18 protein-coding genes and 2 tRNA genes are annotated in these 25,256 nt (G+C 61.6%); 11 read left to right on the top strand and 9 right to left on the bottom strand.

All coding sequences use genetic code 11. The features are described 5' to 3' along the window. Window positions 1–118: 118 nt before the first annotated feature. On the bottom strand, window positions 119–931 hold the full coding sequence (locus HMPREF0308_RS09505; RefSeq protein WP_005531062.1) for an HNH endonuclease family protein: 813 nt from the start codon (window positions 929–931) through the stop codon (window positions 119–121). Between the two features lie 37 nt (window positions 932–968). On the opposite strand from HMPREF0308_RS09505, the gene HMPREF0308_RS09500 reads away from it, so the two are divergent. The 6 genes from HMPREF0308_RS09500 (at window position 969) to acpS (ending at window position 13,933) form a co-directional block, all read left to right on the top strand. Beyond that, window positions 969–1,172 carry a hypothetical protein gene (locus HMPREF0308_RS09500; RefSeq protein ID WP_141276860.1) on the top strand — a complete coding sequence of 68 codons (204 nt, stop codon included), beginning with the start codon at window positions 969–971 and terminating at the stop codon, window positions 1,170–1,172. A 147-nt stretch (window positions 1,173–1,319) separates the two neighbouring features. After that, window positions 1,320–10,448, top strand: a complete 9,129-nt coding sequence (locus tag HMPREF0308_RS09495) for a type I polyketide synthase (RefSeq protein ID WP_005531060.1) — start codon at window positions 1,320–1,322, stop codon at window positions 10,446–10,448. Window positions 10,449–10,680: 232 nt separating this feature from the next. After that, a complete protein-coding gene (locus HMPREF0308_RS09490; RefSeq protein ID WP_005531059.1) occupies window positions 10,681–11,682 on the top strand; it encodes a substrate-binding domain-containing protein in 1,002 nt (333 codons plus the stop codon). Beyond that, the gene (locus HMPREF0308_RS09485; protein ID WP_005531058.1) at window positions 11,679–12,713 is read left to right on the top strand and encodes an ABC transporter permease; all 1,035 of its coding nucleotides are present in this window, start codon (window positions 11,679–11,681) and stop codon (window positions 12,711–12,713) included. The genes HMPREF0308_RS09490 and HMPREF0308_RS09485 overlap by 4 nt, the downstream gene beginning before the upstream one ends. A gap of 9 nt (window positions 12,714–12,722) precedes the next feature. Beyond that, a complete protein-coding gene (locus HMPREF0308_RS09480; RefSeq protein WP_034657387.1) occupies window positions 12,723–13,493 on the top strand; it encodes an ATP-binding cassette domain-containing protein in 771 nt (256 codons plus the stop codon). 11 nt (window positions 13,494–13,504) lie between these two features. Continuing rightward, the gene (gene acpS / locus HMPREF0308_RS09475) at window positions 13,505–13,933 is read left to right on the top strand and encodes a holo-ACP synthase AcpS (RefSeq protein ID WP_005531051.1); all 429 of its coding nucleotides are present in this window, start codon (window positions 13,505–13,507) and stop codon (window positions 13,931–13,933) included. On the opposite strand, the gene HMPREF0308_RS09470 is transcribed toward acpS, so the two are convergent. Then, a complete protein-coding gene (locus HMPREF0308_RS09470; RefSeq protein ID WP_005531050.1) occupies window positions 13,930–14,562 on the bottom strand; it encodes a TetR family transcriptional regulator in 633 nt (210 codons plus the stop codon). The genes acpS and HMPREF0308_RS09470 overlap by 4 nt on opposite strands. A 35-nt stretch (window positions 14,563–14,597) precedes the next feature. Further along, window positions 14,598–15,068, bottom strand: coding sequence for a thioredoxin-dependent thiol peroxidase (gene bcp / locus HMPREF0308_RS09465; RefSeq protein WP_034657419.1), 471 nt, complete (start codon window positions 15,066–15,068; stop codon window positions 14,598–14,600). A 171-nt stretch (window positions 15,069–15,239) separates the two neighbouring features. Between bcp and HMPREF0308_RS09460 the strand changes: the two genes are divergently transcribed. After that, window positions 15,240–15,518 carry a DUF3618 domain-containing protein gene (locus tag HMPREF0308_RS09460; protein ID WP_005531048.1) on the top strand — a complete coding sequence of 93 codons (279 nt, stop codon included), beginning with the start codon at window positions 15,240–15,242 and terminating at the stop codon, window positions 15,516–15,518. Window positions 15,519–15,546: 28 nt separating this feature from the next. Here the strand turns inward: HMPREF0308_RS09460 and HMPREF0308_RS09455 are convergent, their stop codons facing one another. After that, entirely contained in the window at window positions 15,547–16,101 is a 555-nt protein-coding gene (locus HMPREF0308_RS09455) for an isochorismatase family protein (protein ID WP_034657417.1), read from the bottom strand. Between the two features lie 35 nt (window positions 16,102–16,136). Between HMPREF0308_RS09455 and HMPREF0308_RS09450 the strand changes: the two genes are divergently transcribed. Continuing rightward, on the top strand, window positions 16,137–17,414 hold the full coding sequence (locus HMPREF0308_RS09450) for a glutaminase (RefSeq protein WP_005531046.1): 1,278 nt from the start codon (window positions 16,137–16,139) through the stop codon (window positions 17,412–17,414). Window positions 17,415–17,556: 142 nt separating this feature from the next. On the opposite strand, the gene HMPREF0308_RS09445 is transcribed toward HMPREF0308_RS09450, so the two are convergent. Continuing rightward, window positions 17,557–17,629: transfer RNA gene (locus tag HMPREF0308_RS09445), tRNA-Lys, on the bottom strand. A gap of 262 nt (window positions 17,630–17,891) precedes the next feature. On the opposite strand from HMPREF0308_RS09445, the gene HMPREF0308_RS09440 reads away from it, so the two are divergent. Continuing rightward, window positions 17,892–19,115, top strand: a complete 1,224-nt coding sequence (locus tag HMPREF0308_RS09440) for a L,D-transpeptidase (RefSeq protein WP_034657386.1) — start codon at window positions 17,892–17,894, stop codon at window positions 19,113–19,115. Beyond that, the gene (locus tag HMPREF0308_RS09435; protein ID WP_080548649.1) at window positions 19,048–19,932 is read left to right on the top strand and encodes an LLM class flavin-dependent oxidoreductase; all 885 of its coding nucleotides are present in this window, start codon (window positions 19,048–19,050) and stop codon (window positions 19,930–19,932) included. The genes HMPREF0308_RS09440 and HMPREF0308_RS09435 overlap by 68 nt, the downstream gene beginning before the upstream one ends. Window positions 19,933–20,024: 92 nt before the next feature. On the opposite strand, the gene crtI is transcribed toward HMPREF0308_RS09435, so the two are convergent. The 4 genes from crtI to orn form a co-directional block, all read right to left on the bottom strand. Further along, on the bottom strand, window positions 20,025–21,617 hold the full coding sequence (gene crtI, locus HMPREF0308_RS09430) for a phytoene desaturase family protein (RefSeq protein WP_005531041.1): 1,593 nt from the start codon (window positions 21,615–21,617) through the stop codon (window positions 20,025–20,027). Then, entirely contained in the window at window positions 21,617–22,513 is an 897-nt protein-coding gene (locus tag HMPREF0308_RS09425) for a phytoene/squalene synthase family protein (RefSeq protein WP_005531040.1), read from the bottom strand. Before HMPREF0308_RS09425 ends, crtI begins: the two co-directional genes overlap by 1 nt. Window positions 22,514–22,643: 130 nt before the next feature. Beyond that, window positions 22,644–22,716 (bottom strand) — tRNA-His (locus HMPREF0308_RS09420). Window positions 22,717–22,766: 50 nt separating this feature from the next. Further along, window positions 22,767–23,399 carry an oligoribonuclease gene (gene orn, locus HMPREF0308_RS09415; protein ID WP_005531039.1) on the bottom strand — a complete coding sequence of 211 codons (633 nt, stop codon included), beginning with the start codon at window positions 23,397–23,399 and terminating at the stop codon, window positions 22,767–22,769. A 331-nt stretch (window positions 23,400–23,730) separates the two neighbouring features. Between orn and HMPREF0308_RS09410 the strand changes: the two genes are divergently transcribed. Continuing rightward, window positions 23,731–25,242 (top strand): alanine/glycine:cation symporter family protein, encoded by a 1,512-nt coding sequence (locus tag HMPREF0308_RS09410; protein WP_034657384.1) that lies wholly within the window; start codon window positions 23,731–23,733, stop codon window positions 25,240–25,242. Window positions 25,243–25,256: the final 14 nt, after the last annotated feature.

Below are 25,256 nucleotides of genomic sequence, written 5' to 3'. Positions count from 1 at the left end.
CTTGGGTGCTCACGTTTTCTGTGACATACAGGCATATTGTCTAAAAGGTATGCTCTATTTTAGGGTCAAACTATGCGCAAAATATGCAGATTCTTGGCGGGTAAAAAGTGGGGGTAGCTCAAGGGCAGGTTGCTAGCTGGGTAGCCAGCGCGTCATATTCGGCCTGTGTTACCCACAGCCCGTAGGTAGCTTTAACTTCAATGATTTTCTGCGCGTAGGTGCAGCGGTATTCCTTGCTTGGTGGAAGCCAAGTGGCTGCGTCGCCTGCGGATTTCTGCTGGTTAAGTGGGCCGTCGACCGCGAGGAGGTTGCGCGGGTCGTTGGCAAAGTCGCGGCGCTTTTCCGGTGACCATTCTTGGGCGCCTTTTTGCCAGGCGTCGGCAAGCGGCACGATGTGATCAATCTGTACCAACTCGGAGGTGCCTTGCCCGCGCTGGAAGCTGATATCAGTGCCGGAATAGGGATCATGCAGTGTACCTGTCAGGACCACGCAGTCATGAGTGTTTTCTTTGAGCGTGATATCCACGAGGTCACGGCGCAGAATGTCGTTTCGCGTATCGCAGCCGTTGTGGCCAAATTCCACGGTGACATCGTCAGACCATGCCTGCCCGAACTGCTTACGTTCGTAGCCAGTCTTTGGCGCGCGGCCCTTAACCGGCAGGGCGGTGAGCTGTTCTAATGCTGGATTTGGTGCAGGTGCCGCAGGGGGTTCGGGGGCTGCCGGAGCTGCGTCTGAAGCTGTTGCTGGAGCCGGTGCCGTGGGGCTGTTGGGCGCATTGTCCGGACTGCCGTTTGCAGTGGTTGTGGGTGCAGTCGCTGAGGAGGGTGAAGTCGGGGTGTCGAGGGTTGCGCCAAAGATGACGAGAGCTGCGACGATGAGGTTGAGGATGCCGACTACGTAGTACGGGCGAAAAGGGGAGCGGGCTGCCATGATGGGGATGATTTTAGCGGCTAGACTGGCGCCGGTAATGAGTATCGATAAGTTCTTTGATGAATACACGCAACAGCGCGGGATTGTCCGTAGTGCGCCTGTGGTTCCGGCGAGTGCATGCGAGATTTATGCAGAAGTAGAGCCCGAAGGTCCCGCCGGGGATGGCGTGCGTCGGGGCCAATCACGCGTGGAACTAAAGCGTGCTGAAGAGCTAGTTTCCCAGCTCTTGGGTGATTTCTAGCCGCATTCTCGCCACCGTGATTTACGGGCAGCATCCACACACGCCGTCAAAAGATGATGGTTTCCTCATGATTTTGTGGCATGCTGTATCTCTGACTTTCTGATACGAAACAATTCTGGCCGCACTCGCATAGGAGCAGCAACCACAGTGAGCACCACCCCGCGTACCGAAACTACGACCATTACCCAGCCGCTTTCCACAGGCAAACGCTTGGTCAACCGCCTAGCCGCCGAACCCTTCGCGCTGTCATTTTCAGGACAGGGCTATGCCTGGCTTCCCAATCTGCAGGCATCTATCGCCGCAGGCGCAGGCACCCGCCTTGCCGGGCACCTGAAGCAGGCGGAAGAGATCCTCGAGCCACTCGCAGACGATCTCGCCGCCGCCTTCCCGCACGGCTTTGCCCCGCTCGAGTGGGCAGCAGCAGCGAACTCGCCGCGCATTAACCTGGCGGATTCTGCTATCTCTACCCCGGGCATCGTCACCGCCCAGGTTGGTGTGCTTGAAGCGCTTGCTGCCCAGGGGCTCGACGTCTCGCAGGCGGTCGCGGCCATTGGACATTCCCAGGGCACCTTGAGCACGTTTGTTGCCACCGGCCGCGCCGCAGCCGGCGAGGTCATCGCCTTGGCGCAGCTCATCGGTGCCGCTATCACGCGTACAGCCCGCACTCACGGTTTGGTCCGCAACGCTGAGGGTTCTCCTATGGTGGCAGTCTCCGGTGCCACTCAAGAGCAGATTGAAAAGGCTGGCGGTCGCATCGGCCTGCGCAATGGCCGCGACAAGTTCATCATCGTCGGTACCCCGGCGGAGGTAGCCGCAGTTCAGGGCCGCCTCGAAGCGGCGGCCTCCAAGGACGTCAAGCTCGTCGAATCCAAGCAGCGCGGCGGCGCCCCGTTCGCACCTCGCTTTAGCCACCTCGACATCCAGGCTGCCTACCACCACCCGGCAATGGAAGAGGCCGTTGCGCAGGTCATCGAGTGGGGCAAAACCGCAGGTCTTGACCCCGTGCTCGTGGAAGAAGGCGCCCGCGCCGTCCTCACCGACATCGTCGATTGGCCAGCCCGCGTCACCGAGGCCATCGAGGCAGGCGCCCGCTGGATCTTCGAGTGCGGCCCTGATGGCGGCGTCGAGCCGCTGACCCGAGACATCGTCGCAGGACGAGGAATCGGCACCTTGGTGGTGTGCGGTTCGCACGGGCAGTCGCAGCTTTTCGACGCCGGCCAGGCACCCGCCCTGCCCATGTCCTGGGAGTGCTTCCGCCCGACCCTGCGCGCAGGTCGCCTTTCCACCAAGTTCACCGAGGTAACCGGCTACTCGCCAGTCATGCTGCCCGGCATGACCCCTTCCACCGTCGACTCAGAAATCGTGGCTGCAGCAGCCAACGCCGGTCACTGGGCAGAGCTCGCAGGCGGTGGCCAGACCACTAACGCCTTGCTGGCACGCAACTTGGAGAAGCTAGAGGAACTCCTCGAGCCAGGCGTGAACGCACAGTTCAACGCCATGTATCTCTCCGCATCGCAGTGGCGCCGCCAGATCGCTGGCGAGCGCGCCCTCCCCAAGGCACGCGCAAACGGTGCGCCCATCAACGGCGTGGTTGTCTCTGCTGGTATCCCACCGCTCGAAGAGGCAGTGGAACTCGTAGAGTCCCTGCACGCGGACAACTTCCCGTGGGTCGCATTCAAGCCAGGCACCATCAAGCAGATCGACCAAGTACTGCGCATCGCTGAGCAGGCCCCAGGACTTATCATCATGCAGATCGAAGGCGGTCACGCCGGTGGCCACCACTCGTGGGAGGACCTCGACGAGCTGCTCGCTGCCACCTATGGCCGCATCCGCGAGCACGACAACGTGGTGCTGGCCGTCGGCGGCGGTATCGGCACCCCAGCCCGCGGTGTTCAGTACCTGCTGGGCACCTGGGCACACAAGCAGGGGCTGCCGGATGCGCCTGTCGACGCCATTATGGTGGGCACCGCCGCCATGGCGACCAAGGAATCCACCGCTTCCGAATCCGTGAAGCGCGCACTCGTGGCCGCGCAGCCGACCGTCCAGAACGGCGGCTGGGCCGGCGTGGGCGCTGCAGCCCAGGACTTCGGCGGCTCCGTGACCTCCGGACTGTCCCAGCTGGGCGCGGACATCCACGAGATCGACAACTCCTTCGCACGCGCCGGGCGCCTGCTCGACGAGGTCGCGGGCGACGCTGAGGCCGTGGCCGCACGTCGTGACGAGATCATCGAGGCCATCGGCAAGACCTGCAAGCCTTACTTCGGTGACCTTGACTCTATGACCTACGCGCAGTGGCTCGAGCGCTACCTTGAACTTTCCTACATGGGGCAGTGGGTCGACGAATCCTGGTTCCAGCGCTTCGTCGCAATGGTGGAGCGCACCGAGGCCCGCCTCAACCCGGCGGACCACGGCGAGATCGAACTTCAGGTCACCGCAGAGCGCGAGAACCCGGAGCAGGCAGTCATGCAGCTGCGCGAGCTCTTGGGCAGCGCCGCCGTCGACCAGCTCGTCCACCCAGGCGACGCCGCGTGGTTCCTGCAGCTGCTCAACCAGAAGGGCAAGCCCGCCAACTTCGTCCCCGTCATCGACGCGGAGGTCCGCCGTCTGTGGCGCCAGGACTCCCTGTGGCAGGCCCACGACGAGCGCTACGATGCCGACCAAGTCTGCATCATCCCAGGCACCACCGCAGTCGGCGGCATTGAGCGCGTTGACGAGCCGGTGGCTGAGCTGCTTGCCCGCTTCGAGCAGGCCGCAACAGATGAGTTGACCCAGGCCGGTGTGCAAGACAAACCAGAGCACTCGGACTTCGACAAAATTCTCAAGGCACCAATGGTCAATTGGGCAGGCCGCGAGCAGCTCAACCCGCTTCGCCTCGTGCTTGGCACCGGCCAGTTCCTGGCTGAGTCGATCGAGAACAAAGATAACGGCTCCCGCTTTGAGAAGCTTGCCGAAGGCGAGTACTGGCTGAGCGTCCCGCTCAGGGGCGCGATTGCAGGCGCGCAGCTGCGCCTGCGCATCACCCCACCGCAGATTCCGGGCGCCTCGCCGCTTATCACCGAGGCCGATGCCGCTGAGTCCATGCGCGAGCTGGCTCGCGTCGCTGCCGGCGGCACCCTGCCGGAGGTAACCGGTGGCACCGCCATCTGGTCCGGCGAGCTCAGCGCCGCGGATTCCGCAGACTATGAAAACGTCACCGCGGGCTATGCGCCTGCCGACGCCCTTTCCGCAGACGTTGCCGAGGGCGCACACGTGGCCCCAGACGTCCTCGTGGGCAAGGCCTGGCCAGCCGTGTTCGCGGTCATCGCCGATGCAGTTACCGAAGACGGAACTAACGTCGTTGAAGGCCTGCTCAACCTGGTCCACTTGGAACACAACCTCGAACTCAAGTCCGCGCTGCCGCGCGAGGCGAAGCTGCGTATCACCGCCACCGCGGGCGAGGTCCGCGACACCCCAGTCGGCCGCGTCGTCGACGTCGCAGTAGATATTGACACGGCCACTGATGGTGCTTCCGCAGCTGGTGCAGACACCGCAGGCACCCCGGTTGCACGCCTCTTCGAGCGCTTCGCCATCCAGGGCCGTCGCGGCGAGCAGGAACTCGGCGCAGCGGACTCCGTCGCAGGTGCAGCGTCCACCACTGCGGAAAAGCCGCGCAGCTTCCGCCACGAAATGACCGTGACCGCCCCGCAGTCGATGCACCCATTCGCCGTGGTCACGGGCGACCGCAACCCGATCCACGTTGCCGATCTCGCCGCCCAGCTGGCTGGATTGAAGGACGGCGTCATCGTCCACGGCATGTGGACCTCCGCGCTGGCGCAGCTGGCCGCCGCTTTCGACGGCGCCGCAGTCCGTGAGTGGAGCGCCACCATGCAGGCGCCTGTCCTGCCCGGCGCGCAGGTCACCTTCGTGGTCGAGCGCGTGGGCCTGGACACCCGCCCAGGCTTCGGCGAGGTCCGAGCCGTCACCGCTTCCGTCGACGGCGTTCCGGTCCTTGAGGCTCGCGCAACTGTCGCTGACAAGCTGACCTTCTACGGCTTCCCCGGCCAGGGCATCCAGTCGCAGGGGATGGGCATGGACGCCTTCGCGGCGTCGTCAAGCGCCCGCTCCGTATGGGAACGCGCGGACAAGCACACCCGCTCCAAGTTGGGATTCTCCATCCTGGAGATCGTGCGCAACAATCCGCAGTCCGTCACCGTGCGCGGCGAGGAGTTCACGCACCCAGACGGCGCTCTTTTCCTGACCCAGTTCACGCAGGTAGCCATGGCCACCCTGGGCTGCGCGCAGATCGCCGAGATGCAGGAGGCCGGCGTCCTTGACTCTGGCGCCTACTTTGCGGGCCACTCCGTGGGCGAGTACAACGCCCTCGCCGCCTACGCGCAGGTGCTCTCCCTCGAAGCAGTAGTGGAGATCGTCTACGCCCGTGGCCTGACCATGCACCGCCTGGTCGAGCGCGACGCCGAGGGCAACTCCAACTATGGACTGGCGGCGCTGCGTCCGAACAAGATCGGCGTCTCCGCCAAGGACGTGTTCCCGTACGTTGCTGAGATTTCCGCGCAGACCGGCGAGTTCCTGGAGATCGTCAACTACAACATTGCAGGCGTCCAGTACGCCGTCGCCGGTACTCGCGCGGGGCTTAACGCCCTGCGTGCCGACGCCGAGCGCCGCGCGCCGGGGGCGCGTGCCTTCATCCAGATCCCGGGCATCGACGTGCCGTTCCACTCCTCTCATCTGCTGGACGGCGTGCCTGCCTTCCGCGAGCACCTCGATTCCCTCATTCCGGCGGACATCGACCTGGATATCCTCGTGGGCCACTACGTGCCGAACCTGGTTGCGCGTCCATTTGAGCTCACTGAAGAGTTCGTGCAGGCCATTGACTCCGTGGTGGACTCTGATCCCGTCAAGGCCATCCTGTCTGACTTCGCGGGCGCCCTTGAGAACCCGGTTCAGTTGGGCCGCACCCTGCTCATTGAGCTTCTGGCCTGGCAGTTCGCTTCACCTGTCCGATGGATCGAAACCCAGGATCTCCTGCTTAGCGAGCCGGGCGCCATCGGCGGCGCCGGCACCCCGGGCCTGGGCGTGGAGCGCTTTGTCGAGGTGGGCGTGGGTTCCTCGCCAACGCTGGCGAACATGCTGGGCCAGACCCTGCGCCTGCCGCAGTATGCAGGCCACGGCATCGAGGTGCTCAACATCGAGCGCGACCGCGGCGTTGTCTTCGCTGAGGATGCCATCGCTCGCCCGGAGCCGGAGCAGACTGCGGCGGCGGATGCAGCGGCTGAATCTGGTGCCGAGGATGGCGCCGAATCTGGCGCTACCGCAGCAAGCCTGGTCCCTGAGACCCCGGCAGCAGCGGAGACCGCGACCCTCGTGGCTCCGGTTCCGGCACCTGCTGCGGGTGGGGAGACCCCAGCGGATAAGCCGCTGAGCGCGCAGTTCGCCACCGAAATGCTCGTGGCGGTGTGGACCAAGGTCCGCCTGGATCAGATGGGTCCTGCCGATACCATCGAACTGCTCGTCGAGGGGGTGTCCTCCCGCCGCAACCAGCTCCTGCTGGATCTGGGTGTGGAGTTCGGCCTGGGCGCTATCGATGGCGCGGCCGATGCTGCGCTGTCGGAACTCAAGGAGACTGTCGCAGGCATGGCCAAGGGCTATAAGGCCTTTGGCCCGGTCCTGGGCGGGCAGGTCGCTGATGCGCTGCGCCGCCTTACTGGACCTGCTGGAAAGAAACCTGGCTACGTGGCTGAGCGCGTCACCGGCGCCTGGGGCTTGGGCGAAGGCTGGGCAGATCGCGTCATCGCTGAGCTTGTCCTCGGCACTCGCGAGGGCGCGTCCCTGCGTGGCGGCGACCTGGCCACGCTCGGCACGGGCGCTGCGAATGTCAAGGAGCTGGATTCGCTAATCGACGCCGCCGTGACCGTCGCCGGACAGCGCGAGGGGATTAGCATCGCGATGCCTTCCGCGGGTGGTGCTGCGGGCGGTGGGGTAGTGGACTCCGCTGCTTTGGATGCCTACACCGCGGAAATGACCGATACCCTTGCGGAGACCGCCCGCACCTTGCTGTCCAAGCTGGGAGTTGCGGCGCCTGCCACCGAGTTTTCGGAAGTAGATGAGAACGCCGCACTGGCGGAGCTAGTCTCCCGTGAGCTGGGCTCCGATTGGGCTAAGCAGGTCGCGCCGTCCTTCGATGCGGATAAGGCAGTGCTAATCGACGACCGCTGGGCTTCTGCCCGCGAGGATCTTGCGCGTGTTGCCGCGGGCGAGCTCAACGCTGCGGACGTCGATGTTCTGGGCGCTGGCGAAGCCGTGGCGCGGCTGGCGGAGCACTTTGGTCTGCCGGATCACGCACAGGATGCGCGTGAGGATGCCGCTAGCTTGACCATGAGCAACGACGTTGCCGTGGTTACTGGTGGCTCCCCGAACTCGATTGCGGCCGCTGTCATCGGCGAGCTGCTCAACGAGGGCGCCACCGTGGTGGCAACCACCTCGCGCCTAAACCATGACCGCGTGGAGTTCTACAAGGAGCTCTACCGCACGCACGCCGCTGGTTCCGCCGCGTTGTGGGTGGTCCCTGCGAACTTGAGCTCCTTCAAAGATCTCGACGCCTTGGTGGAGTGGATTGCTAACGAGCAGACGGCCACAGTGGGCGGCAAGTCCAAGCTGGTCAAGCCGGCGCTGGTGCCGACCTTGCTCTTCCCGTTCGCTGCTCCGCGCGTGCAGGGCACGCTGGCCGACGCCGGCGCCCAGGCCGAGTCGCAGATGCGTCTGCTGCTGTGGTCGGTGGAGAAGCTCATCGCGGGCCTGTCTCAGCTGGGCGCGGATACCCACGTGGGCCAGCGCCTGCACGTGGTGCTGCCAGGCAGCCCGAACCGTGGCCGCTTCGGTGGCGACGGCGCCTATGGTGAGGCCAAGGCGGCACTCGACGCCTTGGTTACCCGCTGGAAGGCAGAGCCTGTCTGGGGCGAGCGCACCTCGCTGGTCCACGCCCACATCGGTTGGGTACGTGGCACTGGCCTGATGGGCGGAAACGACCCAATGGTCGAGCTTGTCGAGGCCAAGGGCGTGGAAACCTACTCCACCGAGGAAATGGCTATCAAGCTGGTCGACGGCGGCGCCAACGCCGACGTGCGTGAGCAGGCGGCCCAGGACCCGGTCACCCTTGACTTCACCGGCGGTCTGGGCGAGGCCGACCTCAACCTGCCTGAACTGGCCCGCGAGGCCGCACGGCGGGCGGAGCAAACAAGCGCATCCAATGGCGGCGTCATCCAGGCCCCGAAGACGGTGCAAGCACTGCCGAACCCGCTGTCCCCGTTGCAGTGGACCACGCCAGACTTCAGTGGCGTGACGCAGTCGCTCGATGACATGGTCGTCATCGTCGGCGCAGGTGAGCTCGGCCCGCTGGGTTCCTCGCGTACCCGCTTCGAGGTCGAGCTTACCGGCGAGCTTTCCGCTGCCGGCGTGCTTGAGTTGGCCTGGACCATGGGCCTCATCGAGTGGGATGCCCAGTCGGCCCAGTGGACCGTGCTGGAGACCGGCGAAGCCATTGCCGAGGAAGACGTCTACGAACAATTCCATGACCAAGTGATGGCCAACATCGGCGTGCGCCGCTACCACGATGACTTCGGCCCGCACATGCCGATGGTGGACAACCTCGCGCCTGAATTGACCACCATCTACCTGGAGAAGCCGCTGACCTTCACCGTGGACGATGAAGCAACCGCCAAGTCCTTCGTAGAAGAAGTTGAGGGCGCTACGGCGCACTTCGATGGTGAGGAATGGCAGGTTACCCGCCCGGCCGGCTCGCCAGTGCGTGTGCCGCGCCGCGTGGCAATGTCGCGCTTCGTCGGCGGCCAGGTGCCGACCGGATTCGACCCGGCGGTCTATGGCATCCCGGCCGACATGATCGACAACCTCGACCGTGTGGCGCTGTGGAACATCGTGTGCACCGTGGAGGCATTCCTTTCGGCGGGCTTCAGCCCGGCAGAGCTGCTCGCGAGCGTTCATCCCGCACGCGTGTCCTCGACGCAGGGCACCGGCATGGGCGGCATGGCCTCCCTGCGCTCGCTCTACGTGGATAAGCTGCTGGCGCAGTCGCGCCCGAACGACATTCTGCAGGAAGCCCTGCCGAATGTGGTGGCAGCGCACGTGATGCAGTCCTACGTGGGCGGCTACGGCCAGATGGTCCACCCGGTTGCAGCCTGCGCTACCGCTGCGGTCTCCGTGGAGGAAGCGATGGATAAGCTGCGCCTGCACAAGGCAGACTTCGTGGTCGCTGGTGGTGTCGATGACCTATCTATTGAGAGCATCACCGGCTTCGGCGACATGGCTGCGACCGCGGAGACCGCAGAGATGGAAGCAAAGGGCATCGACCACAAGTACTTCTCCCGCGCCAACGACAGGCGCCGCGGAGGCTTCATCGAGTCTGAAGGTGGCGGCACCCTGCTGCTGGCCCGTGGCTCATTCGCCGCGGAGCAGGGACTGCCGGTTCTGGGCGTGGTGGCCTTCGCGGAGTCCTTCGCGGACGGCGCTCACACCTCCATCCCCGCGCCGGGATTGGGCGCGCTGTCTGCGGCCCGTGGCGGCGTGGATTCCCGCTTGGCGCAGGCCCTGCGTGCGCATGGCGTCACGCCGGATGAGGTGTCCATCATCTCCAAGCACGACACCTCGACCAATGCGAATGACCCGAACGAGTCGGATCTGCACGAGCGCATTGCTGCCGCGATGGGACGCCACAACGGCAACCCGATGTACGTGATTTCGCAGAAGACCCTGACTGGCCACGCCAAGGGTGGTGCCGCCGCGTTCCAGATGGTTGGCCTGACGCAGGTCCTGCGTGAGGGCATCCTGCCGCCGAATCGTTCCCTGGATTGCGTGGACCCAGTGCTGGCTAAGCATGAGCACCTGGTTTGGCTACGCCATCAGCTGGACCTGCGCGGTCGTGACGAGTACGCACCGAAGGCAGGCCTGGTTACCTCGCTGGGCTTCGGTCACGTGTCTGCGCTAGTGGCAATTGTGCACCCGGGCGCATTCCTGGCTGCACTGGCGGCGGCGCAGGATGCGGAGGCCGTTGCTCAGTGGCAGCAGCAGGCGCACGAGCGTGAGCGCGCCGGGCTGCGCCGCATCGAGTCTGCGATGCGCGGCGGGGCAGTTCTCTACGAGCGTCCGGTGGATCGCAACCTGGGCGGTACTGGTGACGCTGTGAAGGAACGTGAGGCCGCAGTGCTGCTTGACGACGCCGCTCGTCTGCGCGACGGAATCCTTGAAACCGGGCAGATGCTGAACTAATCAAGAAGGAAAAACGCCTTTAGGACATTCACGCCAGTGGCCGAAGCGGCAGAGAGGGCTTCCCAGAAATGGGGAGCCCTCCCTTTTGTGTATTTGTGGCTTTGTGTTGGGGGTTTGGGAAGCTGTAACGGGGGTAAAAACGGCGTCGAAAGTGCCAGCTTGCGCCACCTGAAACGATAAAGATGCAGGTCAGCGGTTTGAGTCCCTGTTGCAGGTGGGGCACTATGCAAGCATGAACTTCAACGTTAAAGCTTGCAAGATTGTGGGAACCGGGGTGGCTTTGGCCGCCGCGCTAGCAGTGACGGGATGCTCCTCCACCGGTGGTGCGCCGCGCGAAAACAGTGAGAACGAACTCGCCGGGGGAGTGGACACCGAGCGCATCGTCGTATCGATGATCTCCCACGGTGCCCCTGGCGATACCTACTGGGATCTCGTGCGCAAGGGCGCCGAGGACGCAGCCAAGAAGGACAACATCGAGTTGCGCTACTCTTCCGATCCGCAGGCCCCTAACCAGGCCAACCTCGTGCAGTCCGCCATTGACTCCGGCGTCGACGGCATCGCCGTCACCATGCCAAACGCCAGCGCCATCGGTCCTGTAGCCAAGAAGGCCGCCGACGCAGGAATCCCCACCGTCGGCCTTAACGCCGGCATGGATTCCTACCAGAAGTACGGCATGACCGCGTTCTTCGGCCAAGAGGAGAAGGTCGCCGGCACCAAGGCAGGCGAGCGCCTCAAGAAGGACGGCGCCAAGCACACCCTGTGCGTCATCCACGAACAAGGCAACAAGTCCCAGGAGGATCGCTGCGCGGGTCTGCAGGACGGACAGGGCGGCAAGGTTGAGCTGCTCTATGTCAACGGTCAGGACCTCACTGCAGCACAGTCCACCCTGAACGCGAAGCTCGAGCAGGACAAATCCATTGATTGGGTCATGGCTCTCCAAGCGCCCGTCGCTATGCGCGCCGTCGACGCCATCGCTGACTCCGGCGCCAAGGCAAAGGTAGCCACCTTCGATACCAACGCTGAGCTTGTCGACGCCATCGCTTCCGGCGACGTCGCCTGGGCCGTGGACCAGCAGCCTTACATGCAGGGCTACATGGCTGTCGACGCCTTGTGGCTCGCACACCGCAACGGCTCCACCGTGGGCGGCGGCCGTCCCGTCTACACCGGCCCTTCCTTCGTCGACTCCACCAACGTCGACGTAATCTCAGAGTCCGCTAAGGCAGGCTTGCGATGACCGAGACGTCGCCAAGCATCGATGCGCGGCTAGCATCGCGGAGCCTAAGCGCCCGCATCATGCGCCGCCCCGAGCTAGCCAGTGTCCTTGGTGCCATCGTCATCTTTGCCCTGTTCATGATTGTCGCTCCATCGTTTCGTTCGATGGAGGCCTTCTCCACGGTGCTCTACGCCAGCTCCACCCTGGGCATCGTAGCCTTGGCCGTGGGCCTGCTTATGATTGGCAACGAGTTCGACTTATCCTCCGGCGTCGCCGTGACTACCTCTGCGCTCGTGGCCACCATGCTCAACTACAACCTGCACCTCAACTCCTGGGTTGGAGCAGCCCTCGCCCTCGTGACGGCCCTGACCATTGGTGCCATCAACGGCCTGCTTGTCGTGCGTACGAAGATCGATTCTTTCCTCATCACCCTTGCCGCATTCCTCATGCTGCAGGGGCTGAACCTGGCCGTGACCAAGCTCGTTACCGGCCAGGTGGCCACACCTCCCATCTCTGACATGCAGGGCTTTGCTGCCGCACGCGCCATCTTCGCTGGCACTATTCACCTCGGCTCGCTGAGCATCCGTGCCACCGTGTTGTGGTGGATCTTGTTCGTCGCTGTGGCCTCCTTCGTCCTCTACAAGACCCGCTTCGGTAACTGGATCTTCGCCGTCGGTGGTGACGAGGACGCCGCCCGTGCCGTCGGTGTTCCTGTGCGCCGCGTCAAGGTCATCCTGTTCATGGTCGTCGGTTTCGCCGCCTGGTTTGTGGGCATGCACACGCTTTTTGCCTTCGACTCCATCCAGGCGGGCCAGGGCATTGGCAACGAGTTCCTCTATATCATCGCGGCGGTTATCGGTGGCTGTTCGATGACGGGCGGCCGCGGCACTGCCGTAGGCACGGCCATCGGTGCAGTCATATTCGGCATGACCAACCAGGGCATCGTTTACGCGGGGTGGAACCCCGACTGGTTCAAGTTCTTCCTCGGCGCCATGCTGCTGTTTGCGGTTCTTACCAACACGTCTGTGGCCAACTTCAACAAGCGGAAATAGGAGGCAGTGATGACTGAGAATGCACACAGCATCGAGCTGCACGATATTCAGCAATCCTTCGGTAATTTCCATGCCCTGCGTGGTGTCAACATGACGCTGCGCCCAGGCACTGTCACCTGCGTCCTTGGCGACAACGGTGCAGGCAAGTCCACGCTCATCAAAATCCTGTCGGGTCTCAACACACCCACCTCGGGCGAGCTGCTTGTCGACGCCGCCCCTACCACCTTTTCCAGCCCCCGCGACGCCCTCGATGCGGGCATCGCTACCGTGTACCAGGATCTCGCGCTGGTGCCGCAGCTTTCCGTGTGGCGCAACTTCTTCTTAGGCCAGGAACTCGCAGGTCCTTTCGGCCTGTTGAAGGAAAAGGAGATGCGCACCATTGCCCGCGAGCAGCTGCAAGAAATGGGCGTAGACCTAGCCGACATCGACGTGGAGCTGGAAGCGCTCTCCGGCGGCCAGCGCCAGGTGGTGGCCATCGCGCGCGCCATCTACTTCGGTGCGCGCTACATCGTGCTGGATGAGCCCACGGCGGCGCTTGGCGTCAAGCAGTCCGGCATGGTGCTGCGCTTTATCGACGCCGCTCGTGATCGCGGCATGGGAGTGGTGCTGATTACCCACAACCCGCAGCACGCGTTCTTGGTGGGGGACCGCTTCGTGGTACTTAACATGGGCGAAGTGGTTCTCAATGCTTCGAAGGCGGAAGTAAGCGTCGAAGATCTGACCCAGTGGATGGCTGGTGGCGGAGAACTCGAAATGCTCAAGACTGAGCTCGCGAGTTAGAGTGAGAGGCTATGAACGCCGCTACCTTCGCCGTGGGCACTGACCTTGTTTGTATCTCGGAGTTTGCCCAGCAGCTCAGCGTGCCGGGCACTCGTTTCGAGGCGGTATTCAGTGCCACGGAGCTGCGCGTGGCTACGCGCAAAGGCGACTCCGCGCGCCGCGCCGAGCACCTCGCCGGGCGGTGGGCGGCGAAGGAAGCTTTTATTAAGGCATGGTCGCAGGCGCTTTATGGCCGCCCGCCGGTGGTGGCAGAAAACGACGTCAAATGGCAAGAAATCGAGGTTCAGCCGGACGCCTGGGGGAGAGTCGCACTGGTCCTGCACGGCCACATCAAAGAGAGCGTGGCTGCAAGTCTCGGGGATATGCGAACGAGCCTGAGCATCAGCCACGACGGAGACTATGCCACCGCTACCGTCCTGCTCACGGTTCCTAACCTTTAGCTAGTGGCTACGGAGAACAAGTACGCAATAAGCATACGCTTGATTTCGCCCACGACGTCGTCAAAGTTCTCTGGCTCGCCAGATGCTGCGTAGTTGAGCATCGAGACCACCGTGTGTACGAGGAATCCGGCCAGCTCCACGCGCTCGTCATAGGTCATACGCTGGGCCAGCGGCTCCAGGATTTCCGCCACGGGCTTGAGCAGCTGCAGCTCCGTATCTGCGGCCGTGGCGCGTGTGGCCGGAGTGGACTGCACCGCATGCCACACCGCACGGCGGGAGGGGTCTTCGCGCCACATGCGGGCGAGGTGGTCGATGAACTCATCAAGGAAGTCCGGCCACTGCAGGGCCGGGACGTGCTCAGAAAAGCGCTGAATCTCCTCCAGATTCTCGCCGGTATCCTGGCGGTCCAACTCGCAGATCAGCACGTACTTGTTGGCAAAGAATTGGTACAGCGTGCCGATAGGCACTTCCGCGCGGCGCGAGACTTCGTCGAAGGTGAAGGACTCGAAGCCAACGTCGACAAGCACGCTTCGCGCAGCCTTGAGGATCCTGTTGTATCTCTCGCGGCTACGTGCCTGGGCCGGGCGCCGGCGTGGAACCAGCAGCTCGGTATCGTGCTTGATGCTCATCTGAATTGTTTAGGTGATTGTGTATGTACCGAAGCTTAAGACAGCCCCTTCATCACACGGGCGACGTGACCTGTAGCCTTCACGTTGTACATGGCCTGGCCGATGGTGCCATCTGGCTCAACGAGGAAAGTTGAGCGAATAACGCCCTGTACCACTTTGCCGTAGTTCTTCTTCTCACCGAACGCGCCGTATGCCGCGAGCGTTTCCTTCTCAGGGTCAGACAGAAGTGGGAAGTTCAGCTCGTGATCGGCGCGGAACTTAGCCAGGGCCTCTGGCTTATCAGGGGAGATGCCTACGACCGCGATGTCGAGACCATTGAGCTGCTCAAGGGAATCGCGGAAGTCACACGCCTCTTTGGTGCAACCTGGCGTGTTGGCGCGCGGGTAGAAATACACGAGCACGCGCTTTCCAGCGAAGTCGCTGAGGCTTACAGAATTTCCCTGATCGTCGCTCAAGGTGAAAGAGGGGGCAACGTCTCCGATTTCCAAACGCTTTGCTTCAGTCATGCCTTTAACCATACCGTGCCCTCGTGATGGTCTGGGCCATCCTAGGCGCAGGTGCCGGTATCCCCGCGTGCACGTATTGCGTCGATGCCTGTAGACTGGTCCCTTGACTGACTCGGTGGAAGCTGAGCCAAAAGGCCTATAAAGCGAAATTACGAATTCAGGAGTTACAACGTGGCACGCGATATTAATGACATTCAGCGCGACATCGAGCGCACCCGCCGCCAGCTGGCTAGCACCCTCGACGAGCTCGCTGACCGCAGCAAGCCAAAGAACTTGGTCGATGACGCAAAGGGCGCCGCAACCGAGAAGCTGCAGGATCGCAACGTTCAGATGGCACTCGCCGGCGTTGGCGCAGCTGTAGTCGGCCTCGTAGCACTAGCAGTCTTCCGCTCCAACCGTCGCAAGAACGACATCAAGGAGCTGCAGCGCCTGCTCGCTGAGCGCCGCTAATTCGACGCGGCATTTTTGCCCCCCCGCCTTAGACGACCTTTGCCCCTGCCTCGCGCAGTTCGGCAAAGGTCTTTTTTGCGCGCTCTTCACTGACTGGAGAGCAGTAGCTCTCCAAGACGTTGACGGTGAAGCCTTCCCGTAACGCGTCGATCGCGGTGGCGCGCACACAGTGATCGGTGGCGATGCCAACGATGTCGAGCTCGCTTACCTCACGCTCGCGCAGCCACTCCGCCAGGGTTGCACCATCGTCGACGCACTCGGCCTCAAACCCGGAATAAGCTGCGGTGTAGGCACCTTTGTGGAAGAAGGTGTCGATGGGAGCGTCGGCAAGCGCGGCGTGCATGGCCGCGCCCTCCGTGTCAGCGACGCAGTGCACCGGCCACGTGTCCACGAAGTCCGGGTCTTCAGAGAAGTGCCCCTTGGGGTCGATGTGCCAGTCCTGCGTAGCAACAATGAAGTCATAATCCTGGGTGCGCACCAGCTTGGCGACGTCGCGCGCTACCTCGTTTCCACGATCCGTCGCGAGGGAGCCGCCAGGACAAAAGTCGTTTTGCACGTCCACAATGACAAGAGTTCTGTTCATGCGGGCAATCATAGTCATCCGTAAGCTGGGCGGAGATGAAAACACCAATCCCATTTTATTTGCAGGAAATCCTCGACAGTGTCCGTGATAAGGACGGTGGAAAGGTAGCTGACTACATCCCAGAGGTCGCGGCTGCGGAACCGGAGTACCTGGGCGCCGCGCTGTGCACCACCACGGGCCACGTGTATTCGGCGGGTGACGCGGACGTCGAGTTCACCATGCAGTCTTTGTCCAAGCCTTTTGTCTACGCCTTGGCGCTGCAGGAACTGGGGTTGGACGCAGTGCGTGAAATCGTCGGAATGGAGCCTTCCGGCGAAGCGTTCAACGAGCTCTCCCTCAACCGCGATGACCACCGTCCGGTCAACCCAATGATCAATGCTGGTGCAATTGCGGTTACCCAGCTCATCAATGGCGTTGACTCCGGGGTTGAGGAACGCGTGGAGCGCATCCTTACCTATATGTCGCGCCTGGCGGGACGCGAGCTAGAGATCGATGAGAGCGCGTTCAGCTCGGAGCTAGACCACGCGGATCGCAACCTCTCTTTGGCGCACATGCTGCGCAACTACGACATTATTAAGGACGAAGCGCACGACGCCGTGCTTACTTATACCAAACAGTGCTCTATTCGAGTGACGGTGAAGGACCTGGCGGTGATGTCGGCGACCTTGGCTAATGGTGGCCGCCAGCCAGTAACGAATGACAAGATTCTGGACGCCGATGTCTGCCGGCTAACTCTGGCGCTGATGAGCTCGGCCGGAATGTATGACGGTGCCGGCCGCTGGATGGCCGAGGTAGGTATTCCGGCGAAGTCCGGTGTGGCCGGCGGCTTGCTCGGAACGCTGCCGGGGCAGCTGGGTGTTGCTACCTTCTCGCCGCGTCTGAACGAGGAAGGCAATTCTGTCCGTGGCGTGGAAGCTTTCAAGCTCTTATCTAAGGACATGGGCTTGCACCTGATGTCAACGGAGGAGCGCTACGGTGTCCAGCCGATTCGCCACATTATTGACGACGGCGACGCTACGGTCATCTATCTCCAGGGTGTTCTCAACTTCAACGCGGCTGAGACGGTCCTGCACGAGTTGGAGCGCTATGACTTGAGCGCGGACAAGGTGGTCTTGGAGTTGTCCAACGTGACCGCGACGAACAAGATGGGTCGTAGGATGCTCAAGGAGGGGCTGCGCCGAATTCGCGAGTCGGGCTTCGACATCGAGCTGGTCGACCCAGACCAGGAGCTTGAGGACCTCAAGATGTCCGACGGCACCGAGGTACCTGTGGGCGACCCGGAGGACTACCAAATCGCGGGCGAGCAGATTTAGAACCTGCGTAGTTGCCAACGGGGCGTCGGAAAGCTACGCCGGCGCCCCCTTCGTTGTCAGTTATGCAGATCCTGGGGCCTCTCGCAAAACTAAAAGACTCGCAACCTCATTCTTGGGAATGAAGCTGCGAGACTTTCTATTGTGCGCCATCAGGGACTTGAACCCCGAACCCACTGATTAAGAGTCAGTTGCTCTGCCAATTGAGCTAATGGCGCATGTGTTGTCCGGCTGGCTTGTTTGCCTGCCGTGCAACGAGAAGTAACTTTAACACTCTTGTTGGAAAACTGTAAAATCGGCAGGTCACTCATGGTTTTCGTGGCCGTTTTGGCGTTTTGCTTTGCTTGCGCATGGGAGGGGGTGCCGAGCAGATAACAATTGGTTAACACGTGAAGCGCCGTGTGGTGTTTTAAAGAAGCTCGTTATAGGCTGATTGAGAAATTCTTAACCGACTCCTCTGTGCTTTATAAAAGGGCTCCCGTGATTAATCCCCTACCTCTTGCCCGTCGTGTTATCGCAGTCACCGCCGTTGCTTTGACTGCGACTGTTGCCGCAGCTTGCACCATTGATTCCACAGCTCAAGATAAGAGCTCCGAGCAGTCCGCAGCTGCCGCCGCGGGAAATGATGCTGCTGCAGAAAGCTCTGCCGCCGCTAAGAAGAAGGGACTTGAAGTCTCCGTTAAGGACGGTGCGACCGACGTCGATCCTTCCGAAACCATTACGGTAAAGACCGAAGGCAAAATGAAGACGGTTACTATGACGAACGAGCTTGGCGTCGAAGTCGCAGAAAAGCTGTCCGCCGACTCTAAGACCTGGTCCACCGATGAGGTCCTTGGATACAATCACACCTACACAATCCAGGCAGAAGACGTTGACGGAAACAAGAAGACCGTAACTTTCGCTACCCCACAGGCAGCGGGTGTTTCTGAGGTCGCTTTGTCGCCGATCCCCGGCGCCGAAGTAGGCGTTGGACAGGTTATTGGTGTTCGCTTTGGCAACTATGTCACTGACCGCAAGGCCGCCGAGGAAGCTATCACCGTCAAGACCACCCCTGAGGTTGAGGGCGCTTTCTACTGGATCAATAACCAGGAAGTTCGCTGGCGTCCGAAGGAGTACTGGGAGCCTGGTACCAAGGTAGAGGTTAACGTTGATCTCTACGGCAAGAATCTCGGTGGCGGTATTTACGGTGGCGAGGACTCTTCCACGAACTTCACTATTGGGGACCGCGTAATTTCCTTAGTCGATAACGCCACTAAGACCATGCAGGTCTTCAAGAACGGTCAGTTGCTGCGTTCTATCCCAGTTTCCTTGGGCACTGACGGTATGTGGGATACGCCGAACGGCCGCTACATCATTGGTGATGAGTACGAGTCCCTCGTCATGGATTCCACTACATATGGTCTAGCACTGGATGCAGGTGGTTACCGCACGAACGTTAACTACGCGACCCAGATGTCTTACTCCGGAATTTACGTCCACTCGGCTCCATGGTCCATTGGTGCCCAGGGCGTCTACAACCAGTCCCACGGTTGCATCAACGTCTCTCCAGAGGCTGCGCAGTGGTTCCAGTCGGTGGTTAAGCGTGGCGACATCGTGCGCGTGTTCAACACCGGCGGCGAGCAACTCAGTGCGTTTGATGGCCTCGGCGACTGGAACATGGACTGGGAGACGTGGTCCAAGGGCAATACAAACGCAAACGCTTAGAATAAGTTTCACTTCGAAACGGGGCGCATGGCTACAGTGGTGGACATGCGCTTTTCTGTTTTGGACCGCGCGGATTCAGGTTGGCACGGCGGGCATTATGGTGCCGAATCACCCGCCATTGATCATCGCGGAGCAGGCCGCGATGTTGGAGTCGCTGTATCCAGGGCGCATCATTATCGGCTTGGGCTCTTCGGTGGGGTTTACTAAACCAGTACGCGAGGCGTTGCGGCAGACCGTGGAGGCCAAGCAACGCTTCGATTCCGACCTCGCCCAAGTACGCAATTTCTTGCTTGGCGACGCCCCCATCACCCTCCGGCCCCATGCTGGGCCGCCGCTTTTTGTCTTGGCCGGTTTCCGCTCTGCGCTTTCTGCGGCCAAGCTGGGCTTGGGCGTCATCCTTGGCGGCCCAGCCGAGACGCAGGTTGAGGCTGCACGGGTTTATCGGGAGAACTTCCAAGGCACCTCGCCGGTGGTCATTTCCTCACTCAACATTGCGGTGGCCGAAGACGAGGCCTATGCCCGGCGCCTTCTCCTTCCCGAGGCCTATGCCCAGGTGCTTTCCCGAAGCACCGGCGTGTTTGGTGCACTCGACCCAGATCCCGACTTGAAAGGATTAACCGGCCAACAACGCGAACGCCTCGAGCAGACGCTTGCCAATACGGTCTACGGTACTCCCGCTGCGGTGGAAGCCAAGCTTGCCGACATCGCAGAGAAACTCGGCGTCGAGGAGTTCTTAGTCACCGGCGATATGCCCGACCGCGAGGGCAGAGCGCATTCAGAGGAGCTGCTCGCCGGGCTGGACTTGTTCATTCGCTAGCGCTCGTGTGCATTCGAACCATCTAGTGCGGCTGAGCGGGTTTCGTAGGGGCAGAAAGATGGTTCGAATGCACGCACCGCCGAAAAAGAGGCCTAATGAAGATGCGCGAGCGGCGCAGCCGTGGTGTCGCCGTGCATTCGCTTGAGAATGTTCTCTGCGGAGATAAGACACATAGGTACGCCAACGCCAGGAACGGTCGTGGCGCCGGCATAGTAGAGGCCTTTGACCTTGGAGGAGACATTTTTGCCGCGGAAAAAGGCCGACTGCGCCAGAGTGTGCGCTGGGCCAATCGAGCCGCCGCGCCAGGCGTGGTAGCGCTCCGCAAAGTCGGCCGGCCCGAGGGTGTGGCGCACGACGATGCGAGAGGCGAAGTCGTCGATGCCAGCCCAGCGGCCGATTTGTGCGATGGCGGCATCGGCAATGGCTTCCACGCGAGCAGACGGGTGAGCGCCGTAGGCATCGCCGTGGCCCAACGCGGTGTCCGCGGGGACCGGAACCAGCACGAATAGGTTCTCGTGGCCGACCGGCGCCACCGCCGGATCGGTGGCGGAGGTCTTAGAAATATAGATGGAATGCGAAGCATCCAGCACACGCGTGGGCTCTGGGCCGTGGTAGACCGCACGGAAATCAGGCTCCCAGTCCTTACTGAACAGCAGCGTGTGGTGCGCCAACTGCGGCAGCTCACCCTTTACGCCCAGCAGTACCAAGACCGTGCCCAAACCAGCATCGCGCCCCGCAAAGTACTTCGCTGAGTAGGAACGCAGATGCGCAGGCAGCAGCGAGGTTTCGGTGTGGTGTAGATCGGCGGCGGAGACGACGGCGTCGGCAAGCAGCTCTTGGGAGCCTGCGGAAGTCATGATCCGGACACCTGTTGCGCGGGCCGAATCGTCGGTGAGGATTCCCGTGACCTCCGTTCCCAGCAAGAAGGTAACGCCAGCATTGCGGGCCTGCCGCGCTATAGCCTCGACCACCGCACTGAAGCCGCCGAGCGGATAGCGCACGCCTTCAACCAGATCAGTGTGGCTCATTAGCGAGTATATTGCCGGTGCTGCGGAAGGCTCGCTAGAAAGAAAGACCGCCGGGTAACTGAGCACCTGGCGTAGGCGGTAATCCCGGAAAGACGCCGCCACGTGCTTATCTAAGGTGCGGGTGAGTAGCTGAGCCAAAGTTCCTAAACGGGAGCGAACAGTTGGCGCGAGGAGCTCGCGGGGATCACTAAATGTGGTGTACAGGAAGCACTCAAGGGCCACGTTGTAGACGTCCGTGGCCTGGTCCAGATAGTCCCTTACGCGCTGGCCCGCGCCGGGCTCGATGGACTCGAAGAGCGTGGCCACCTTATCCACGCCGGTCTCGACGTCGATGAACTGGCCCGAGTCGTCATAGACGCGGTAGGCGGGCGTGAGGTCAACCAGCGAAAGCTCCTCCGCAGTCGAGGTACCGCACAGCTCAAAGAAGTGATCGAAGGCCTCCGGCATCAGGTACCACGACGGGCCGGTATCCCAGCGGAAGCCCTCTGCAGACAGCGAACCTGCGCGCCCACCGACCTCTTCGAGTTTGTCCACCACCGTAACCTGCTTGCCGTCGCGAGCGAGCAAAGCCGCAGTTGCAAGCCCTGCAATGCCAGCACCAATCACGATGACGGACTCTGGCTGTTTAGCCACAGCGCCACGCCTAAAGGTTTTCATCAACGCGTCCTCCTTAGGGACTTCACGGGTGCCCGCAGCAGAAGGGCCAGCTTGCGCGGGATGCTGACGCTGACGCGCTTAGTGGGCAAGGCGAGAGCGGGCAGTGCAGCAATATCGTTGGTCAAAGCTTCGAAGAGATCTGTGGCGGCGATGACTCCCACCCGTGCCGTGAGCGGCAGCTGATCCATCACCGCGCGGGCGGCGGCTAAGTCGGCGCGGATGTCGGTGATGAGTTCATCCTTTGACTCCGCGGACAAGCCTGCCGAGCCGGCCTGGGGAAAGTAGGAGCGACCAAGCTGGCCGGTGTCCGCGCCCAAATCCCGCAGGAAGTTGACCTTTTGGAAGGCCGCGCCCAAGCGGCGGGCGCCGGCCTCGAGCTCCCGGCGTTGCGCGCTGGAAACCGGCTGGCCCACCAGAAACGCGTCCAGGCACAGCAAGCCGATGACCTCAGCTGAGCCATAGACATACTGATTCAGCTCGGCCGTCGTAGAGTAAACACTCTGGTGTAGGTCGCGCCGCATCGACGCGAAGAAGGCCTGGATGTGCTCGTCTTTGAATCCACAACGGCGTGCGCTCAATCCATAGGAATGCAGAATCGGGTCGGTATGAAAGCGGCGATGCGGTGTCTGCAAGACTGCTTGCTCGTATGCGTCGAGGGTCTCTTGGACCTCCTGCGGGCTTAGTCCAGCTGCGGCGGCGGCACCGTCGACAATCTCATCCGCAATGCGGACCACGGCATAAAGATTGCGGATGTCCGTGCGGGTTTGTGGGCTCAGCATTTGAGAGGCCAGTGAAAAACTAGTGGAGTAGGCCGCGATGATTTGCTCAGCAGCCCGCTCAGCGCCGTTGTCATAACGGGGCAGTGGGTTGGGGGTGTGAGTAAAGAGCCTGAACAATGTACGCCACCTTTTGAAGGAGAAAGACCTGCCACCGCGCGGGCATTACGCAAGTCGCTCACGGCTATCGTAGCCCGTCATATCAAGAAAGACCCTAGTCTGCGAAAGTGCAGGCTAGGGTCTCATTCGGGGTGGCTGACGGGGCTCGAACCCGCGACACCCAGGATCACAACCTGGTGCTCTACCAGCTGAACTACAGCCACCATCGCTGCCTTAAAAGCAGCACGGATAAGATTAACTCACGCCGCGAGATTTACAAAAACGCCTGGTAATCGGCGGTAGTTGACTCCTTGAGTTTCGCTGCTTCCTCGGAAGAGGGGCCTTCGTCGGTGCGGAACACACTGCGGCGGTAGTAGTCCAACTCTCGGATGGACTCGATGATGTCCTGGAGCGCGCGGTGCGCCATGCCCTTGTCAGGCTGGTTGTAGTAGGCGCGTGGGAACCAGCGGCGACTGAGCTCCTTGATGGTGGAAACGTCAATCATGCGGTAGTGCAGCGCTTCATCCAAGCGTGGCATGTAGGCGCGAATGAAGGTGCGGTCGGTGGCGATGGAGTTGCCTGCCAGGGGAGCGGGATGCTCAGGGTTGCAGTGCTCAGCGATGAGCGCCAGGACGGCATCTTCGGCTTCCCGCAGGGTGGTGGTGGATTCGCGGATTTCCTTATCCAGGCCGGAGTTGGCGTGCATGTTGGTGACAAAGTCATCCATTTCAGCGAGCTCCGCTTCCGTGGCATGGACCACTAGGTCGATTCCCTCACCAATGACGTTGAGGTTGCCATCGGTGATGATGGCGGCCACCTCCACGATGACGTGGCGCTTCGGGTCGAGCCCGGTCATCTCCAAGTCAATCCAGACGAGTCGGTCATTCTTCGGGGCGATGTCAGTCATGGGTTTAACCTTAGTCCTCCTAGAGCCGTGCTTGTCGACGCCTCCCTTCCCACCGTCTGGCTCAATCCACCGGCGTGGAAGGTGTGGCGGGGGTAGGCAAAGGGTGTGTTTGACGCAGATAGTTCAGTTTTTCTAAATGATTTCTGTTAGCGGTATTGACGGTTCTTGAGCTGCGCATTAAATTTCGGTCAACCAACAGGTGATGCGAAGAGTTAGATTCTTTTAAAACATTTTCGTGATTGCCCTCACAAATTTCGATTGAAGTAGTGCATGATTCTTTATGCCACTCTTTATGCTAGAGATCATAATTTTGGAAAGTAGGTTCCCTCATATGGCCGGGTTCTTGGATGCTCTCAACTCCCTCATTTGGTCCCCAGCACTCGTGTTCCTGTGCTTGGGCGCCGGTGTCTATTTCACGATCGTGACCAAGGGGTTGCAGATTCGCTGTATTCCCGACATGATTGCGCAGCTGAAGAACGGCGAGAAGTCAGAATCCGGGGTTTCTTCTTTCCAGTCCCTGATGATTTCCCTCGCCGGTCGCGTCGGCGTCGGCAACATTGCCGGTGTTGCCACGGCGATCGCCTTCGGTGGCCCAGGTGCTGTCTTCTGGATGTGGGCGGTGGCGCTGTTGGGGTCCGCTACCTCGTTCGTGGAATGTACTCTCGCCCAGGTCTACAAGGAAAAGGATCAGGACACCGGCGAGTACCGCGGTGGCCCGGCGTACTACATCGAAAAGGCTTACCGCCACACCTCTGTGGGCCCGTTTATGCTGGTCTACGGCATCATCTTCGCTGTCTCCATGATTCTGGCTACCAGCTACTTCCTCCCAGGCATCCAGGCCAACGGTGTGGCCGCTGCAGTGGAGAACGCCTGGGGCGTCAACGTCACCTGGTCCGCAGTCATCTTGGCTGGCGTCTTGGCCTTCATCATCATCGGTGGCGTCAAGCGTATCGCTAACTTCACCTCGCTCATCGTTCCATTCATGGCAGCCGCTTATATCATCATCGCGCTGACCATCCTGTTCATGAACTTCGGCGACATTCCACACGTATTTGGCCTTATCTTCAAGTCTGCATTTAACATGGAAGCAGGATTCGCGGGCATGCTGGGCTCTGCAATCATGTGGGGCGTAAAGCGCGGTATCTACTCCAACGAGGCAGGCCAGGGCACCGGCCCGCAGTCGGCAGCAGCTGCTGAGGTTTCCCACCCAGCAAAGCAGGGCTTCGTTCAATCATTCGCCGTCTACGTCGATACCCTCTTCGTCTGCTCGGCCACCGCCTTCATCATCATCTCCACTGACATGTACAAGGTATTCGAAGGCGAGTCCGAGGATGGCGCCGTTCGCTACGCCGGCTCCCTGCCTGACGGCATTGCGGTCGGCCCAGGCTTCGTTCAATCCGGTATGGACTCGGTATTCAGTGGTGTCGGCGCTTCTTTCGTGGCAATTGCTATCGCGTTCTTCGCCTTCACCACCGTCCTGGCTTACTACTACATGGCAGAGACCAACCTCACCTACTTCAACCGCTGGATCAAGAATGCTGGCGCACGCCGCGCGCTGGTGTGGGTCCTGCGCGTCCTCATCATCATCTCCGTCATCATTGGTGCTACCACCACCCCGGGCTCCGCGTGGGCACTAGGCGACATCGGAGTGGGCGCCACCGCATGGCTCAACATCATCGCCATCCTCTTCCTCCAGGTCCCGGCACTCAAGTGCCTCAAGGACTACAGCGCGCAGAAGAAGGCTGGCAAGGATCCGGACTTCGACCCTGAAGCTCTGGGCATCAAGAACGCCGACTTCTGGGTAGAGCGCAAGAACGCTCGCTCTTCCTCTGTCGCCGAGTAAGGCACACCAAAAGC

Source organism: Corynebacterium striatum ATCC 6940 (assembly GCF_000159135.1).
Lineage (GTDB): Bacteria > Actinomycetota > Actinomycetes > Mycobacteriales > Mycobacteriaceae > Corynebacterium > Corynebacterium striatum.
Note: the sequence above shows the minus strand (reverse complement) of the source record. Positions and strands in the feature narration are given on the sequence as shown.

Coding starts and splice junctions, on each gene's coding strand:
- HMPREF0308_RS09505 (WP_005531062.1), bottom strand. CDS start 931: ATGGCAGCCCGCTCCCCTTTTCGCCCGTACTACGTAGTCGGCATCCTC.
- HMPREF0308_RS09500 (WP_141276860.1), top strand. CDS start 969: ATGAGTATCGATAAGTTCTTTGATGAATACACGCAACAGCGCGGGATT.
- HMPREF0308_RS09490 (WP_005531059.1), top strand. CDS start 10,681: ATGAACTTCAACGTTAAAGCTTGCAAGATTGTGGGAACCGGGGTGGCT.
- HMPREF0308_RS09485 (WP_005531058.1), top strand. CDS start 11,679: ATGACCGAGACGTCGCCAAGCATCGATGCGCGGCTAGCATCGCGGAGC.
- HMPREF0308_RS09480 (WP_034657387.1), top strand. CDS start 12,723: ATGACTGAGAATGCACACAGCATCGAGCTGCACGATATTCAGCAATCC.
- acpS (WP_005531051.1), top strand. CDS start 13,505: ATGAACGCCGCTACCTTCGCCGTGGGCACTGACCTTGTTTGTATCTCG.
- HMPREF0308_RS09470 (WP_005531050.1), bottom strand. CDS start 14,562: ATGAGCATCAAGCACGATACCGAGCTGCTGGTTCCACGCCGGCGCCCG.
- bcp (WP_034657419.1), bottom strand. CDS start 15,068: ATGACTGAAGCAAAGCGTTTGGAAATCGGAGACGTTGCCCCCTCTTTC.
- HMPREF0308_RS09455 (WP_034657417.1), bottom strand. CDS start 16,101: ATGAACAGAACTCTTGTCATTGTGGACGTGCAAAACGACTTTTGTCCT.
- HMPREF0308_RS09450 (WP_005531046.1), top strand. CDS start 16,137: ATGAAAACACCAATCCCATTTTATTTGCAGGAAATCCTCGACAGTGTC.
- HMPREF0308_RS09435 (WP_080548649.1), top strand. CDS start 19,048: ATGGCCTCGGCGACTGGAACATGGACTGGGAGACGTGGTCCAAGGGCA.
- crtI (WP_005531041.1), bottom strand. CDS start 21,617: ATGAAAACCTTTAGGCGTGGCGCTGTGGCTAAACAGCCAGAGTCCGTC.
- orn (WP_005531039.1), bottom strand. CDS start 23,399: ATGACTGACATCGCCCCGAAGAATGACCGACTCGTCTGGATTGACTTG.
- HMPREF0308_RS09410 (WP_034657384.1), top strand. CDS start 23,731: ATGGCCGGGTTCTTGGATGCTCTCAACTCCCTCATTTGGTCCCCAGCA.